Below are 15,500 nucleotides of genomic sequence, written 5' to 3'. Positions count from 1 at the left end.
GCATTTCGAAAGCGACAAAAGCGTGCAAGTCGCCAGGATAATGCCGTCGATTTAGCGGCTTTCATTTATTTTCAGGCTTTTCATTTCCAGTTTTAACTGCACTCGACTGAATACTGTCTGAATCCGCCAGTGCTGCGATATTCTGGATAATCGCAAACGGTTCGCCGCACCGCGAGCGGCGAACCGTCGTTCAGGGCTTGCGCTGCAACTCGATCACGCGCGTCGGCCGCATGTGGTTGAGCGCGAAGTGCAGGCGCCCCGGACTGCGGCGCACGCCCGGTTCACGCGCGGCGTTGCGCTCCCAGTCGACGTCGTTGGGCTCTTCGGGCTCGCTCATGCCGAGGTCGACGACCTCGTATCCGCACTCCAGCGCGATCGGCAACCGGTGCACGCCCTTGCGGCTGTCGAAACCCGCCAGGCCGTCATCCGCTTCGGCCACGCTGTTGACGAGCGTCGCGTTGCTCGTCGTCACTTCGTCGGGGCCGATGCAGCCTTCGCCCGCGAGGCGCGCGGCCTCGCGGTTCTTGCCGTCGGTGTCGACCGAGCTATCGTGCGTGCGGTCGTTGTGGAGTTCGGCGCTGCGCGGCCGCGACGGCGATGAGCTCACATCTCCCGCAGTCGATTTTTGCATGTCGTCGGGACGATTCATGATGCTTCCTCCTTGGAAGATCTGGGTGCCTGCGTTCAGCAGGCAATTCCGCAAGCGCCGTTCCGCTGCAGCGCCGCACCCGTGAATCGGGGTGAAAAGCAAGCCGGTTCGCCAGGAGAACGCCTCCAGCGATGTTGCATTTTTTTCGTTGGTTTGGGCTTTTTCCGAGGAGTATGATCCTCTTTCAACGAGTTGGCGCGCTTTCGATTAATGGGCCGGGCGAGGGCTCATGCTGTGGCTTTGCCGCACGATCTTGAATGCACGCGCCAAAAAAAACGGACGAGGCAGTCAGGGCGGGTGACACACATGCACTTCGACGCTGCATTTACGCATCGTGGCTATTTGCTGAATTGCGCACCGGCGCGTGCCGGTGATGGCACGTATCAACCGTATGTAGTGATTTCGCGCTCGAGCGACGGCGAACTCGTTGCCAACCGATTTTTCCCTGCCGAATTGCGCTTTTCCGATGAGGCGGCCGCCATCGCCCATGCGCGCGACTGGGCCGTGCGCTGGATCGACGCGAGCACGGTCACGCTTTGAGCGCGCGCTGCGCGGGCGTGGACCGTCTCCGAGGGCGCTTCGGCGAACTCCCGCAAAACGCGGTAATCTCTGGGGTCGATACACTCACTCCCGCACAGACCCTGCGTCTGCTGCCGCATCACCATGTCCAAAGCTGCTTCCCCCGACTGGGGTCTCGAACAGATCGTCGCCGATCTGCGTGCGTCGCGTGAAGAGCGTCACCGCACGCGCCATCCGCTCGGTATCCGCGAACTGCCGTCACGCGATGCGGTCGTCAACATCGTGGCCGGCCTGCGCGCCGCGCTCTTTCCCACGCATTACGGCGCGCCCGACCTGACCGACGAGAGCATCGACTACTACGTGGGCCATACGCTCGACAGCACCTTGCGGCTGCTTGCCGAGCAGATTCGCCGCGCGTTGCGCTTCCTGCCGGAAAGCTCGCAGGCGAGCGACGACGAACTGCGCGCGAGCGCATTCGAAGTGGCGCGCGAGTTCGGCCGGCAACTGCCCGATATTCGCGCGCTGCTCGTGAGCGACATTCAGGCAGCGTTCACGGGCGACCCGGCCGCGCAGCACATCACGGAGATCCTGCTGTGCTACCCGGGCGTGTGGGCCATGACGCATCATCGGCTCGCGCATGCGCTGCACCGTCTAGGCGTGCCATTGCTCGCGCGCTTCATCAACGAGATCGCGCATTCGGCAACGGGCATCGACATTCACCCGGGCGCACAGATCGGTTCGAGCTTCTTCATCGATCACGGCACGGGCGTCGTGATCGGCGAGACGGCGATCATCGGCGAGCGCGTGCGCGTGTATCAGGCCGTGACGCTCGGTGCGAAGAGTTTCGCGGCCGACCTCGACGGTACGCTCGTGAAGGGCAATGCGCGCCATCCGATCGTCGAGGACGACGTGGTGATCTACGCGGGCGCGACGATTCTCGGCCGCGTGACGATCGGACGCGGCTCCGTGATTGGCGGGAACGTGTGGCTCACGCATAGCGTGCCGCCGGGCAGCAGCGTGCGCCAGGGCAAGATTCGCGAGATCGAGCGGGGCGACGAAGGTCCGCTCAAGTAAGGAGGGGAACGGGACACGCGGTCCCGTTCTTTATCGGCTGGTTGCGTTCAGGTATTCGCGACGCTCATTGCACCCGGATTGCCGACGATCGCGAGAAACTCGCGGCGCGTGGAAGGATCGGTGCGGAACGTGCCGAGCATGCGCGACGTCACCATCGCCACACCCGCCTTGTGCACCCCGCGCGTGGACATGCATTGATGCGCTGCTTCGAGTATCACGCCCACGCCCTTGGGCTGCAGGATTTCATTGAGCGTGTCGGCGATCTGCGCGGTCATCTTCTCCTGGATCTGCAGGCGCTTCGCGAACGCGTCGACGAGACGCGCGAGCTTCGAGATACCCACCACGCGATGCTCGGGCAAATACGCCACGTGTGCGCGCCCGATGATCGGCACCATGTGATGCTCGCAGTAGCTCTCGAAGCGGATGTCCTTCAATACGATCATTTCGTCGTAGCCGTCCACCTCCGAGAAGGTGCGTGACAGGATTTCGCGCGGATCGATCTCATAGCCCGCGAAGAATTCCTCATAGGCGCGCACGACGCGACCCGGCGTATCGAGCAGCCCTTCGCGAGCGGGATCGTCCCCGGCCCAGCGCAACAGCACGCGCACGGCGTCCTCGGCTTCGGCGCGCGACGGGCGCGCGGCGGTCGTGCTCGTCACGCTCTTGCGTTGCTTCGAACCTTGGGTCGCGCTTTGCTTCGATTTCCCGGCCTTTTTTTCTTCGCTCATGCATGGGCTCCTGACAGGTGGGAGGACGCCGCTCTGGCGTGCACCACGAGCGTCCATTGTTTCATGTTTTGCCGTGCTTGGCGCGAGGGCTCATTTGGGCCATTCGTCCATGGCGTCGTTGAACAGTTCTGCCACGATGCTTCGCAGCCATTCGCCACGCGGCGCATTGTGATACTTGCGATGCCAGTGCTGCTTGAGATCGAAACGCGGCAACTGCAGCGGCGGCTCGACGAGCGTGATCGATGCATGCTCGGACACATAGGCGAAGCCAATTGCATGCGGCACGGTCGCGATGAGGTCGGAGCGCGTGAGTATGAACGGCAGGCTCATGAAGTGAGGCGTTTCGAGCACGGCGCGGCGGCGCATGCGCCTTTTCTCCAGATACTGTTCCAGCACTTCCTGGCTGCGTCCCTCGGCGCGCACGACGGCATGGCCCATGGCGAGAAACTGCTCGATCGTCATGGCTTTGCCCGCGAGCGGATGCCCGCTGCGCATCATGCAGATGAAGCGGTGCGTGAAGAGGCGCTGCTGGAAGAAGTTGTTGCCGCCGAGGTCGGGGAAATAACCGACCGCGAGATCGATGTCGCCCGATTCGAGACCGCGCTCGACCTGGCTTGGCGGCAGCGACACCGAACGCAGGTTCGCATTAGGCGCGCGCTCGGCGAACACCTGCAAGAGGCGCGGAAGAAACACGATCTCGCCGACGTCGGAGAGTGCGATGGAGAACGTGTGCGTGCTCGTGGCGGGATCGAAGTCTTGCGCCTGCAGCATGCCTTTCTCGATGCGCACCAGCGCATCGCGCGCGGCGGGAATGAGACCGAGCGCGCGCGGCGTAGGTTCCATGCCGCGCGAGGTGCGCACGAAGAGCGGGTCGCCGAAGTACTCTCGCAGCTTGCCGAGCGCCGTGCTCACGCGCGGCTGGCTCACGCCGAGTCGCTCGGCGGCGCGGCTCACATTGCGCGTTTCCTCCATGGCCACGAGAAAGGGGATGAGATTCAGATCGAGGTCTTGCATGAAGGCGAGGGCGGCGGCGCATTATGTCGAAATCGGATAAAGACTAGTCGATGAATCGGAATTCCGGATATTGGGGTATGTGCCCACGGGCGCGCCTGGCTTGAAGGACCGGCCGCGTGTGCGAACCGGCGCGCACCAGCGCGGACATGAAGTAGATTGCCTGTGTGGGTAGACCCGCCTTGACAAGCGCTTGAATACACTCCGATAATGCGCTGGACGTTCGCTAAACGAATCAGTGTTCGTATATAGAACTTTTTCGCGATCGAGTGACGTGGACCTTCCGCGATGCGCATCGCTTTCAGGAACAGGCATGATCAACAAGATTTTCGACTCGCTTCAAGCCGCCGTGGCCGATGTGCATGACGGCGCCACGGTGATGATCGGCGGCTTCGGCACGGCCGGTATGCCCGCCGAACTGATCGACGCGCTCATCGAGCAGGGCGCGCGCGACCTCACCATCGTCAACAACAACGCAGGCAACGGCGACATCGGCCTTGCGGCGCTGCTCAAGGCGAAGCGTGTGCGCAAGATCATCTGCTCGTTCCCGCGCCAGACCGACTCGTATGTGTTCGACGCGCTCTATCGCGCCGGCGAAATCGAGCTCGAACTCGTGCCGCAAGGTAATCTGGCCGAGCGCATCCGCGCCGCTGGCGCCGGCATTGGCGGCTTCTTCACGCCCACGGGCTACGCCACGAAGCTCGCCGAAGGCAAGGAAACGCGCCTGATCGACGGTCGTCACTACGTGCTCGAAGCGCCGCTGCACGCCGACTTCGCGCTCATCAAGGCGTACAAGGGCGATCGCTGGGGCAACCTCGTCTACCGCAAGACGGCGCGCAACTTCGGCCCGATCATGGCGAGCGCGGCGAAGGTCGCCATCGCGCAGGTTTCGGAGGTTGTCGAACTCGGTCAGCTCGATCCGGAAAACATCGTGACGCCCGGCATTTTCGTGCAACGCGTAGTGGAAGTGCCGCAAGCGGCGCACCAAGCGCACGCCGACCAAAGCGGCCAGGCAGCCTGAAGGAACGGAGAGAGGCAATGAAACGACTGAATCGCGACGAAATGGCCAAGCGCGTGGCCGCGGACATTCCCGAAGGCGCGTATGTGAATCTCGGCATCGGCGTTCCGACGCTGGTGGCCAACCACCTCGATCCGAGCAAGGAAATCTTCCTGCACAGCGAGAACGGCCTGCTCGGCATGGGCCCGGCGCCCGCGCCCGGCGAGGAAGACGACGAGCTCATCAACGCGGGCAAGCAGCACGTCACGCTGCTCACCGGTGGCGCCTACTTCCACCACGCCGACTCGTTCGCGATGATGCGCGGCGGCCACCTCGACTACTGCGTGCTCGGCGCGTTCCAGGTGTCCGTCAGTGGCGACCTCGCGAACTGGCACACCGGCGCGCCCGACGCGATTCCGGCCGTGGGTGGCGCAATGGACCTCGCGCTCGGCGCCAAGCAGGTGTTCGTCATGATGGAACTGCTGACGAAGCAGGGCGAAAGCAAGCTCGTGAGCGAATGCTCGTACCCGGTGACGGGCGTGGGCTGCGTGGGCCGCATCTATACCGACCTCGCCGCGTTCGACGTCACGCCCGAAGGCCTCGCCGTGCGCGAGATCTATTCGGACATCGATTTCGACGCGCTGCAGAAGCTAGCCGGCGTGCCGCTGATCGACGCGACGCAAAACCGTCGCGCAGCGTAAACTGTTCGTCGACGTGCGCATCGTTCGCACGTGAGTGGCGCGGCAACTGTCGGCATCAGTCGACGGTTGCCGCGCCCGCTTCGTTCCGTCTGTATTTGATCGCCCGCTTTTTTCTACGCGCCACACTCCATGATTGAACGCCTCACGAGCCTGATCTGCGGGACCGAACCGATGAATGCGGTCTGGTCTCCCGATGCCACGCTGCAACGCATGCTGGACGTCGAAGCGGCGCTCGCGCGCGCCTCGGCGGCTCATGGCGTGATTCCGCAGTCGGCCGTGGCCTCGATCGTCGAGGCCTGCGCGGCGGATCAGCTCGACGCGCCGGCGCTCGCACGCGACGCCGCGCTGGGCGGCAACCTGGCGATCCCGCTCATCAAGCAGCTCACGGCGCGCGTGAAGTCCGCCGACCCCGAAGCCGCCAAATACGTTCACTGGGGCGCCACGAGCCAGGACATCATCGATACGGCCACCGTGCTGCAGTTGCGCGACGCGCTCATGCTGATCGAGCGCGGCATCGACGCGCTCTGCGCGACGCTGGCGGACCTCGCGCGCACGCATCGCGCGACGCCGGCGGTCGGGCGCACGTGGCTGCAGCAGGCGCTGCCCATCACGCTCGGATTGAAGTTCGCGCAATGGCTCGACGCGATGCTGCGCCATCGCGAACGCCTTGTTGTGCTGCGCGAGCGAGCGCTCGTGCTGCAGTTCGGCGGCGCGGCCGGCACGCTCGCGAGCTTGCGCGACGCCGCCCCGACGGTGAGCGCAGCGCTCGCGCAAGAACTCGGTCTCACGTTGCCTGCCTTGCCGTGGCACACGCAGCGCGACCGCATTGCCGAAGCCGCATCGTTCTTCGGCATGCTCATCGGCACGCTGGGCAAGATCGCGCGCGACATCTCCTTGCAGATGCAAACCGAAATCGGCGAGCTGGGCGAACCGGCGGTGGCGGGCAAGGGCGGTTCCTCGACCATGCCGCACAAGCGCAATCCCGTGGGTTGCGCGGCAGTCCTGACGGCTGCCACGCGCGCGCCGGGCCTCGTCGCGACGGTGTTCGCGGGCATGGTTCAGGAACATGAGCGCGCACTCGGCGGCTGGCAAGCCGAGTGGGACGCGCTGCCCGATCTCGCGCGCCTCGCGGGCGGCGCGCTCGCGCAGATCGAACAAATCACGGCGGGACTCGAAGTGCGGCCCGAACGGCTCGCGGCGAATCTCGACATCACGCACGGCCTCATTCTCGGCGAAGCCGTGATGCTCGCGCTCGGCGACCAGATCGGGCGTCTGGACGCGCATCATCTCGTTGAGCACGCATCGAAAGCGGCGGTGCAAAGCGGCCGGACTCTGTATGAAGTCCTCGCGGCGGATCCCGCCGTTACCCGGCACCTGGACGAAGCGCGCCTCAAGGCGCTGCTCGATCCGGCCAATTACGTGGGACAGGCGCACGCGTTCGTCGACGCGGTGCTCGCGTCGTATGAAGCGAAAGCGAAGCAACGCACGTCCCATTGATCATAGAAGACACACGAGGAGTAACACGCATGCCTTACGCAGCCGTCAACGACACGCATTTGTTCTACCGCATCGACGGTGCGGAGAACCACTCGGCGCCATGGGTGGTTCTGTCGAATTCGCTCGGTAGCGACGTGTCGATGTGGACGCCGCAGATCGTCGAGTTCACGAAGCATTTCCGCGTTCTGCGCTACGACACGCGCGGCCACGGCCACTCGGCGGCGCCGCTGGGCCCGTACACCATCGAGCAACTGACTGGCGACGTAATCGGCCTGATGGACCAGCTTGGCATCGAACGCGCGCATTTCGTGGGTGTTTCGATGGGCGGCCTGACCGGCGTCGGCCTCGGCGCGCGTTACGCCAACCGCATCGATCGCCTCGTGCTGTGCAATACGGCCGCGAAGATCGGCTCGCCGGAGGTGTGGGTCCCGCGTGCGGTGAAGGCTCGCAGCGAAGGCATGCTCGCACTCGCCGACGCGGTGCTGCCGCGCTGGTACACGCCCGAATTCATCGCGAACAATGCGCTTGTGATGTCGCAAGTGCGCGACGTGTTCGTGCATACCGACAAGGACGGCTATGCTTCGAACTGCGAAGCGATCAACGCTGCCGACCTGCGCGGTGAGGCGCCGTCGATCAAGGCACGTACGCTCGTGATCTCGGGCACGCACGATCTGGCCGCGACACCCGCCCAAGGACGCGAATTGGCCGAATCGGTGCCGGGCGCACGCTATGTCGAGTTGAACGCCGCGCACATCTCGAACGTCGAGCAGGCGGACGAGTACAACAAGATCGTGGTCGATTTCCTGCTGGGGGCGTGATGAACGACGAAGACCGCTACGAAGCGGGCATGAAGGTGCGCCGCGCGGTACTGGGCGACGCGCACGTCGAACGCTCGCTCGCCAACCGCACCGAAGTGACCGAAGATTTCCAGAACTTCATTTCGCGCTACGCGTGGGGCGAGATCTGGACGCGTGATGGCTTGCCGCGCCACACGCGCAGCCTGCTGACGATCGCGATGATGGTCGCGCTCAACCGCAGCGAAGAACTTGCGCTGCATCTGCGTGCCGCGCGCAACAACGGCGTGACGCGCGACGAGATCAAGGAAGTGTTGCTGCAGACCGCGATTTACTGCGGCGTGCCGGCGGCGAACTCGGCGTTCCATCTCGCCGACCGCATCTTCCGCGAGCAGGACGCCGAGCAGGCCTGATCGTGCGGTGACAACACGCGGGGCACTCGCCCCGCGTTCAGTCGAACATCGGCGACTCCACGCCGAGCACTTTGTGCAGGCGCGTGCTGGTCGTCGTGTACTGCAGATGAATTTTCTTTTCAGGAAACACATGATGCGCCGCGGCGAACGCAGCGAGCGCGGCTTCGTGAAAGCCGGAGAGAATCAGCTTCTTCTTGCCCGGGTAAGTATTGATATCGCCGACGGCAAAGATGCCCGGCACGCTCGTTTCGAAGCGCGCCGTATCCACCGGCAACTGCTTGCGTTCGATTTCAAGACCCCATTGCGCGATCGGCCCGAGTTGTGGCGACAAGCCGTAGAACACCAGCAGGTAATCGAGATCCAGCGAGCGCGTGACGCCGTCGCCGCCGGTTACCTTGATGCGCGTGAGCTTGCCGCCTTCGTCGTCGAAGCCGGTCAGTTGGCCGACGATGGACTGCATGCGCCACTCCTCGCATAGCGCGTGCATCTTCGCGACCGTTGCCGGCGCCGCGCGATAGCCCTCACGCCGATGCAGCAGAATCACACTCTGCGCGACGTCCACGAGCTGCAGCGCCCAATCGAGCGCCGAATCCCCGCCGCCGCACACCACGACGCCCTTGTCGCGAAAGCGCTCGAGATCACGCACGCGATAGAACAACTGCGTGTCGCGGTAACGCTCGATGCCGCTCAGCTTGAGCGTGCGCGGCTGAAACGAGCCCACGCCCGCCGCGATGAACACCGTCTTCGTCAGAAACTGCGTACCCTTGCTCGTCTGCACGAAAAAGCGGCCGTCGGCGCGCGGCTCGACGATTTGCACTTCCTGGCCGAGATGGAACGTCGCGCCAAAAGGCTCGATTTGCTGCATCAGCGCATCGACTAGCTGTTGCCCGGTGCACATCAGCACCGCCGGAATGTCGTAGATCGGCTTGTCGGGGTAAAGCTCGGCACACTGGCCGCCCACCACCGGCAGCGAATCGACCACGTGTGCGTGGATTTCCATCAGGCCGAGTTCGAACACCTGGAAGAGACCCACCGGCCCCGTACCGATGATGAGCGCATCGGTTTCGATAAGCTGGGGCGGGAAGTGATCGTTGCGCTCGTTCATCGGCGAGCTCTCCTTGCAAGAGGCAGGGATAATGATCAAGAGTCCTATTCTTCGGGCTGCACGTCGGCTACGTAGCGGCGCAGGCAGGCGAGCAGCGCGGCCTCCTCGGCGCGGCTCGCCGCGTCGCTGGCCGAACCCGCGTCGCGCTCTTCGCCGAACATGGCCGCGGGCGCGGGGATCGTGTCGACCACGCGGCCGTCACGGAACACACGGATTTGATGAGTCGATTCCACATACTCGGCGATCCAGTGGATGCCCTCGATATGCGTGCCGATGCGGACTGGCATCTTCATGAGATTCCCTCCTGGCCAGCGCACGTCGGTCGATGCGCGCTCGCCGCAATCGCGTTTGCAATGGCGGATAGGGCAACGATACGCCGATGGCGCGCTCCGTGCTTGAACCTGGTCCTCGCGCGTACGGCTGCGCAATCCTGCTGCTTGAGTATTGAGTGAGTCCAACGGCCGAAAAAAGAAAAGGGCGGCCCGAACCCGGGCCGCCCTTGCGGCGTATTACCAAATGAAAGCAGGCGCGAGTAAAGGTTCGCTCGCGCCTCGCGCCTTACTGCACGGTGGCGAGCACGTCGCGTACCGTGCCGAACAGGCGTGCGATTTCCTCTTCGGTCACGATGAGCGGCGGCGAGAACGCGAGGATGTCGCCCGTGAAGCGGATCAGCACGCCCGCCTCGAAGCACTTCACGAAAACCTCGTAAGCGCGCGCGCCCGGCGCGCCGTCGCGCGAGTCGAGTTCAACGCCGGCGACGAGGCCGAGATTGCGCACGTCCTTCACATGCTTCTCGCCGCGCAGCGCATGCGCGGCGGCCTCGAACTTCGGCGCGAGCGCGTCGGCGCGCTCGAACAGGCCATCGCGCCGATACAGGTCCTGCGTCGCGATTGCGGCGGCGGCAGCGAGCGGGTGCGCCGAATAGGTGTAGCCGTGGAACAGTTCGATTGCGCCCTGCGCGCCGCTGTTCACGATCGTGTCGTGAACCGTGCGGCTTGCGGCCACGCCGCCCATCGGCACGGCGGCGTTGTTGATTGCCTTGGCCATGGTGATGATGTCGGGCGTCACGCCGAAATACTCGCTGGCCGTGGCCTTGCCGAGGCGCCCGAAGCCCGTGATGACCTCGTCGAAAATCAGCAGGATGCCGTGCTTCGTGCAAATCTCGCGCAGACGCTGCAGATAGCCTTGCGGCGGAATCAGCACGCCGGTCGAGCCCGCCACGGGTTCGACGATCACGGCGGCGATGGTCGAGGCGTCGTGCAGCGCGACGATGCGCTCGAGGTCTTCAGCGAGATGGGCGCCCCAGGCCGGCTGGCCCTTCGAGAACGCGTTGTGCTCGAGATCATGCGTGTGCGGCAGATGATCGACGGCGGGCAGCAGCTGGCCCGAAAACGCCTTGCGATTCGGCGCGATGCCGCCCACCGAGATGCCGCCGAAGCCCACGCCGTGATAGCCGCGCTCGCGACCGATCAGCTTGGTGCGCTGGCCTTCGCCGCGCGCGCGATGGTAGGCGAGCGCGATCTTCAGCGCGGTGTCGACCGACTCCGAGCCGGAGTTCGTGAAGAACACACGGTCGAGCCCGGCCGGCATGATTTCCGCGATCTTCTGGGCCGCTTCGAACGCGAGCGGGTGGCCCATCTGGAACGTGGGGGCGAAGTCGAGCGTCGCGGCTTGCTGCGCGATGGCCGCGACGATTTCCTCGCGCGCATGGCCTGCGTTCACGCACCAGAGGCCCGCGCTGCCGTCCAGCACTTCGCGGCCATCGGTCGTGCGGTAGTACATGCCCTTGGCCGATTCGAGCAGGCGCGGTGCGGCCTTGAACTGGCGGTTGGCGGTGAAGGGCATCCAGAACGACGAGAGATCGTCGATGACGGGGCGCGAAGTCATGCGTGCTTCTCCTCAGGTGGGTTGGCTCAACTGTAGCGCCGAGGCTTGAACGACGGCATAGACAGTCTCTATACTGCTCTGCAAACCGTGCTGGACAATTCTCGCCAACTGTATTGGTCGGTGCCCCGAATCGTACGGGTTTTCCCTCGCACTATACGCTTGCTTTCCCGATGATCGAACTCGAACTGGAGCGCGGCCGCGGCGTCACGACGACGCTCGTCGAGCAGCTCGTGCAGGGCTTTACGCGCGCGATCGAAGCGCAATCGCTGCGCGCCGGCGCGCTGCTGCCCTCGGTGCGGCAGCTCGCGCAAACCCACGAGCTATCCACCTATACAGTGACCGAGGCGTACAACCGTCTCGTTTCGATGGGCTTCGTCGTTGCGCGGCGTGGCTCGGGCTACCGCGTGGCGCTCCGCAACGAGTCGGCGCGGGCGAGCGCGACGGGCTGGCAGCCGCCCACACTAACGGCGACCTGGCTGCTCTCCGACGTGTTCGCCGATCATTCGGTGCCGATCAAGGCGGGCTGTGGCTGGGTGCCGGGCGAGTGGATCAACGAAAGCGGCCTGCAGCACGCGTTGCGCGCCATGAGCCGGGTACCGGCGGTGCGTCTTGGCGACTACGGGCACCCGTACGGTTACGCGCCGCTGCGCGAGCGCATCGCGGCGCAACTGGACCGGCAGGGGCTGCCTGTCGAGGTGTCGAACGTCCTGCTCACGCAGGGCGCGACGCAGGGGCTCGATCTCATCGTGCGTACGCTGTTGCGGCCCGGCGACACGGTGCTCGTGGAAGACCCCGGCTACTGCAATCTGCTGCAGATCCTCAAGCTCGCGGGGCTCACGGTGCACGGCGTGCCGCGCACGCCGGCCGGGCTCGACATCGAGGCGCTCGAGCGCCAGGTGACGGCGCACCAGCCGAAGGCGATCTTCGTGAACACGACGCTGCAGAATCCCACCGGCGCGACGTATGCGATGTCCAACGCCTTCCGCTTGCTGCAGATCGCCGAGCGCCAGCGCATGTGGGTCGTCGAGGACGATGTGAGCCGCGAGCTTGCGCCGCCTGGCGCGCCGCTGCTCGCGGCGATGGAAGGCTTGCAGCGCGTGCTGTACGTCAGCGGCTTTTCGAAGACGGTCACGCCTTCGCTGCGTTGCGGCTATGTGGTCGCCGAGCGCGATGTGCTGCGCGAACTGGCGCGCGCGAAGATGGCGGTGGGGCTCACCTCGTCGGCGACCATCGAGCGCATGGTGGACAAGGTCTTGCTCGAAGGGCGCCACGCGCGCCACGTCGAACTCGTGAACGAACGGCTGAAGGCCGCGCATGCCTGCGTGGAGGAGCGGCTCGACGCGCTGGGGCTCGAGATATTCCACCGGCCGCGCGCGGGGCTGTTCGTGTGGGCGCGCCTTGCTATCGAACCCGAGCGGGCCGGCGCGATCGCCACGGCGGCGCTGCGCGATGGCATCTGGCTCGCGCCTGGCTCCTATTTCAGGCCGGACGACGAACCGAGCGCGTGGTTTCGCTTCAACGCGCCGTATTCGACCGACGATGCGCTGTGGCGGTTTATCGAGCGCGCGCGCTAGGGCGTGCGAGAGGGCGCATGGTTAAAACAGACTCTGCTGCCCCGACATCAACGTATCGAAATCGTCGCGCAGGAAAGGCAGAATCGCGTCCGCAACCGGCTGTAGCTGGCGGCTCACATAGAACGCGTAATCGAGCGGCGAACTCAGCGTTTCGAGCGGCTCGGGTCCGGCCGTCGTCATCACGTAGCTGATCCAGCCGCCATTCTGATACTGGAGCGGACGGCCTTTCGCGCGATTGAACTCGTCCGCGACACGCGCCGCCCGCACGTGCGGCGGCACGTTGCGCTGGTACTCGGCGAGCGGCCGTCGCAAGCGCTTGCGGTAGACGAGCTGGTCGTCCAGTTCGCCATTGAGCGTGCGCCGCACATAGTCGCGGATGTACTCCACGTAGGGCTCGCGCTGGAAAATGCGCCGGTACAGTTCGCGCTGGAATTCCTGTGCGAGCGGCGTCCAGTCGGTGCGCACGGTTTCGAGGCCCTTGAACACGACTTCTTCGCCGCCGTTCTTCGCAAGCGTGAGGCCGGCGTAGCGCTTTTTACTGCCTTCTTCCGCGCCGCGTACCGTGGGCATGAGAAAGCGCGAGTAATGGCGTTCGAACTGCAATTCCAGAGCGCTTTGGAGACCGAAGCGTTCTTGCAGTTCAGTGTTCCACCAGGCATTGACGTGCTCGACGAGTTGCTTGCCGGTGCGCGTGGCGTCGGCTTCGCTGTGCGCGTGCTTGAGCCAGACGAAGGTCGAGTCGGTGTCGCCGTAGATCACGTCGTAGCCTTGCGCCTCGATGAGCTGACGTGTTCTGCGCATGATCTCGTGCCCGCGCATCGTGATCGAAGAGGCGAGGCGCGGGTCGAAGAAGCGGCAGCCTGTTGATCCGAGCACGCCGTAAAACGCGTTCATGATGATCTTGAGCGCCTGCGAAAGCGGGGCGTTGTGCTGCCGCTTCGCATTTTCGCGGCCCTCCCACACCTGGCGCACGATTTCCGGCAGGCAGTGCTTCTCGCGGGAAAAGCGCGCGCCGAGAAAGCCGGGCACGGACGCTTCGTCGCCGGGGTCGCTCAGACCTTCGATGAGCCCGACCGGATCGATCAGGAAGGTGCGGATGATCGAGGGGTAGAGGCTCTTGTAATCGAGCACGAGCACCGAATCGTAGATGCCGGGGCGCGAGTCCATGACGAAGCCGCCGGGGCTGTTTTCGCCCACCACGTCGCCGAGATTCGGCGCGACGTAGCCGAGCCGATGCATTTTCGGCAGATACAGATGGGTGAACGCGGCTACCGAGCCGCCGCTGCGATCCACGGGCAGCCCCGTTACGGATGCGCGTTCGAGCAGAAAGGCCATCAGTTCGGTTTTCTCGAAGACGCGCGTAACCAGTTCGCAATCCTTGAGGTTGTAGCTGGCCAGCGCGGGTTTGTCTTCGTCGAAGCGGCGCTGGATCTCGTCCATGCGCTGATACGGATTGTCGATCGACTTACCCTCGCCGAGCAGCGCCTGCGCGACGTATTCGAGGCTGAACGACGGAAAGCTCCAGGTGGCCGAGCGTAGCGCCTCGATGCCGTCGATGATGAGGCGGCCCGCGGCGCCCGCGAAGAAATGATTCTCCCGCATGCCGTGCTCGCGCCATTCCATGACCTCGCCGCCGCGCCCAAGACGCAGGGGCACGCCGGTTTGCTGGGCGTGCGCGTGCAACACGCGCAAATCGAACTGCACGAGATTCCAGCCGATGATCGCGTCGGGATCGTGCTTCGCCATCCATGCGTTGAGGCGATGGAGCATCTGCGCGCGGCTTTCGCAGTATTCGAAGTCGAAGTCGATCTCGCTCGCGTCACCGTTTGCGGGGCCAAGCATGTAGACCTGGCGTTGTCCGCAGCCTTCGAGCGCAATCGAATAAAGCTCGCCCTGTGCGCTCGTTTCGATGTCGAGCGACACCAGTCTCAGGCGCGGGCGATAGCCGTTGGCGGGTTTCATCTCGCCGTCGAGCAGTACGCCGCTTTCGTCCAGGTTACCTGCATCGCCGCGAAACAGCACAGGCGCCGTGATGAAGCGCTCCATCATGTAGCGGTCCGGCGGCTGGATATCGGCTTCGTAGACGTCGACGCCCGCTTTGGCGAGGCGCTTTGCGTGCCCGGCCAACGCGCGATATAGCGGCGAATAGAGCCCAAGCACCGGCCGGCGCTGGAAGTCGCACAGATTGAGCGGGCGTAGCTCGGTGCGTGCGTCGCCCTTTAGCGCGGCACGGGCCGCGGCTTCCTGGGCGGCCGGCACGAATGCGACAGAAGGTTGGGGACGCAGGCGCAACTGGCGCGGTCTGAACCGCCCCGGGATTTCCGGAGGCTCCACTTCTTGAGAAAATGGAGCTATGGAAAACACCAAGAAGAAGTCCCCAAGGTACTCGCCGGAAGTTCGTGAGCGGGCTGTGCGAATGGTACTGGAACATCAGGGCGACCACGAATCGCAATGGAAAGTGATCGCCTCGATCGCAGCGAAGCTGGGCTGCTCGGGCGAGACGCTGCGTAGCTGGGTGCGCAAGGAAGAGCGGGATCGGGGTTTGCGCCCG

16 protein-coding genes are annotated in these 15,500 nt (G+C 64.7%); 9 read left to right on the top strand and 7 right to left on the bottom strand.

Annotated elements, in window-relative coordinates; genetic code table 11:
* Positions 1-190: 190 nt before the first annotated feature.
* Positions 191-649 carry a DUF3005 domain-containing protein gene (locus M3I54_RS27975; RefSeq protein ID WP_375542217.1) on the bottom strand — a complete coding sequence of 153 codons (459 nt, stop codon included), beginning with the start codon at positions 647-649 and terminating at the stop codon, positions 191-193.
* A gap of 306 nt (positions 650-955) precedes the next feature.
* Here M3I54_RS27975 and M3I54_RS27970 point away from each other — a divergent pair, with 306 nt between their 5' ends.
* Together M3I54_RS27970 and epsC are read left to right on the top strand one after the other, a co-directional pair.
* Positions 956-1,189, top strand: a complete 234-nt coding sequence (locus M3I54_RS27970; RefSeq protein WP_028206369.1) for a hypothetical protein — start codon at positions 956-958, stop codon at positions 1,187-1,189.
* Between the two features lie 123 nt (positions 1,190-1,312).
* Positions 1,313-2,242: a serine O-acetyltransferase EpsC gene (gene epsC, locus M3I54_RS27965; protein ID WP_254341906.1), complete on the top strand. Its 930-nt coding sequence runs from the start codon at positions 1,313-1,315 to the stop codon at positions 2,240-2,242.
* 47 nt (positions 2,243-2,289) lie between these two features.
* Here epsC and folE read toward each other — a convergent pair whose 3' ends face one another.
* Together folE and M3I54_RS27955 are read right to left on the bottom strand one after the other, a co-directional pair.
* The gene (gene folE, locus M3I54_RS27960; RefSeq protein ID WP_254341905.1) at positions 2,290-2,970 is read right to left on the bottom strand and encodes a GTP cyclohydrolase I FolE; all 681 of its coding nucleotides are present in this window, start codon (positions 2,968-2,970) and stop codon (positions 2,290-2,292) included.
* Positions 2,971-3,060: 90 nt separating this feature from the next.
* The gene (locus M3I54_RS27955; RefSeq protein ID WP_254341904.1) at positions 3,061-3,984 is read right to left on the bottom strand and encodes a LysR family transcriptional regulator; all 924 of its coding nucleotides are present in this window, start codon (positions 3,982-3,984) and stop codon (positions 3,061-3,063) included.
* A gap of 310 nt (positions 3,985-4,294) precedes the next feature.
* On the opposite strand from M3I54_RS27955, the gene M3I54_RS27950 reads away from it, so the two are divergent.
* The 5 genes from M3I54_RS27950 (at position 4,295) to pcaC (ending at position 8,383) form a co-directional block, all read left to right on the top strand.
* Positions 4,295-5,002, top strand: coding sequence for a 3-oxoacid CoA-transferase subunit A (locus tag M3I54_RS27950; RefSeq protein ID WP_254341903.1), 708 nt, complete (start codon positions 4,295-4,297; stop codon positions 5,000-5,002).
* Positions 5,003-5,019: 17 nt separating this feature from the next.
* Positions 5,020-5,679, top strand: a complete 660-nt coding sequence (locus M3I54_RS27945) for a 3-oxoacid CoA-transferase subunit B (protein WP_028206364.1) — start codon at positions 5,020-5,022, stop codon at positions 5,677-5,679.
* 129 nt (positions 5,680-5,808) lie between these two features.
* Complete coding sequence (locus M3I54_RS27940; protein WP_254341902.1) at positions 5,809-7,176, top strand: 3-carboxy-cis,cis-muconate cycloisomerase; 1,368 nt, start codon at positions 5,809-5,811, stop codon at positions 7,174-7,176.
* Between the two features lie 29 nt (positions 7,177-7,205).
* The gene (gene pcaD, locus M3I54_RS27935; protein WP_254341901.1) at positions 7,206-7,994 is read left to right on the top strand and encodes a 3-oxoadipate enol-lactonase; all 789 of its coding nucleotides are present in this window, start codon (positions 7,206-7,208) and stop codon (positions 7,992-7,994) included.
* Positions 7,994-8,383 carry a 4-carboxymuconolactone decarboxylase gene (pcaC, locus tag M3I54_RS27930; protein WP_254341900.1) on the top strand — a complete coding sequence of 130 codons (390 nt, stop codon included), beginning with the start codon at positions 7,994-7,996 and terminating at the stop codon, positions 8,381-8,383. Before pcaD ends, pcaC begins: the two co-directional genes overlap by 1 nt.
* Positions 8,384-8,420: 37 nt before the next feature.
* Here pcaC and M3I54_RS27925 read toward each other — a convergent pair whose 3' ends face one another.
* The 3 genes from M3I54_RS27925 to M3I54_RS27915 form a co-directional block, all read right to left on the bottom strand.
* Positions 8,421-9,488: an NAD(P)/FAD-dependent oxidoreductase gene (locus M3I54_RS27925; protein ID WP_254341899.1), complete on the bottom strand. Its 1,068-nt coding sequence runs from the start codon at positions 9,486-9,488 to the stop codon at positions 8,421-8,423.
* 44 nt (positions 9,489-9,532) lie between these two features.
* Positions 9,533-9,781: a hypothetical protein gene (locus M3I54_RS27920; RefSeq protein WP_254341898.1), complete on the bottom strand. Its 249-nt coding sequence runs from the start codon at positions 9,779-9,781 to the stop codon at positions 9,533-9,535.
* Between the two features lie 265 nt (positions 9,782-10,046).
* A complete protein-coding gene (locus tag M3I54_RS27915; protein ID WP_254341897.1) occupies positions 10,047-11,375 on the bottom strand; it encodes an aspartate aminotransferase family protein in 1,329 nt (442 codons plus the stop codon).
* A gap of 170 nt (positions 11,376-11,545) precedes the next feature.
* Here M3I54_RS27915 and M3I54_RS27910 point away from each other — a divergent pair, with 170 nt between their 5' ends.
* Positions 11,546-12,949 carry a PLP-dependent aminotransferase family protein gene (locus tag M3I54_RS27910; protein ID WP_254341896.1) on the top strand — a complete coding sequence of 468 codons (1,404 nt, stop codon included), beginning with the start codon at positions 11,546-11,548 and terminating at the stop codon, positions 12,947-12,949.
* Positions 12,950-12,970: 21 nt separating this feature from the next.
* Here the strand turns inward: M3I54_RS27910 and M3I54_RS27905 are convergent, their stop codons facing one another.
* Entirely contained in the window at positions 12,971-15,241 is a 2,271-nt protein-coding gene (locus M3I54_RS27905; protein WP_254341895.1) for a DNA polymerase II, read from the bottom strand.
* Between the two features lie 61 nt (positions 15,242-15,302).
* Between M3I54_RS27905 and M3I54_RS27900 the strand changes: the two genes are divergently transcribed.
* A partial coding sequence (locus tag M3I54_RS27900; RefSeq protein ID WP_254341894.1) for a transposase occupies positions 15,303-15,500 on the top strand: 198 nt, incomplete at its 3' end.

It is taken from the genome of Paraburkholderia sp. CNPSo 3274, assembly GCF_024206475.1.
Taxonomy (GTDB): Bacteria; Pseudomonadota; Gammaproteobacteria; order Burkholderiales; family Burkholderiaceae; genus Paraburkholderia.
The sequence above is the reverse complement of the archived record's forward strand: the minus strand, read 5'-3'. Positions and strand labels throughout refer to the sequence as shown.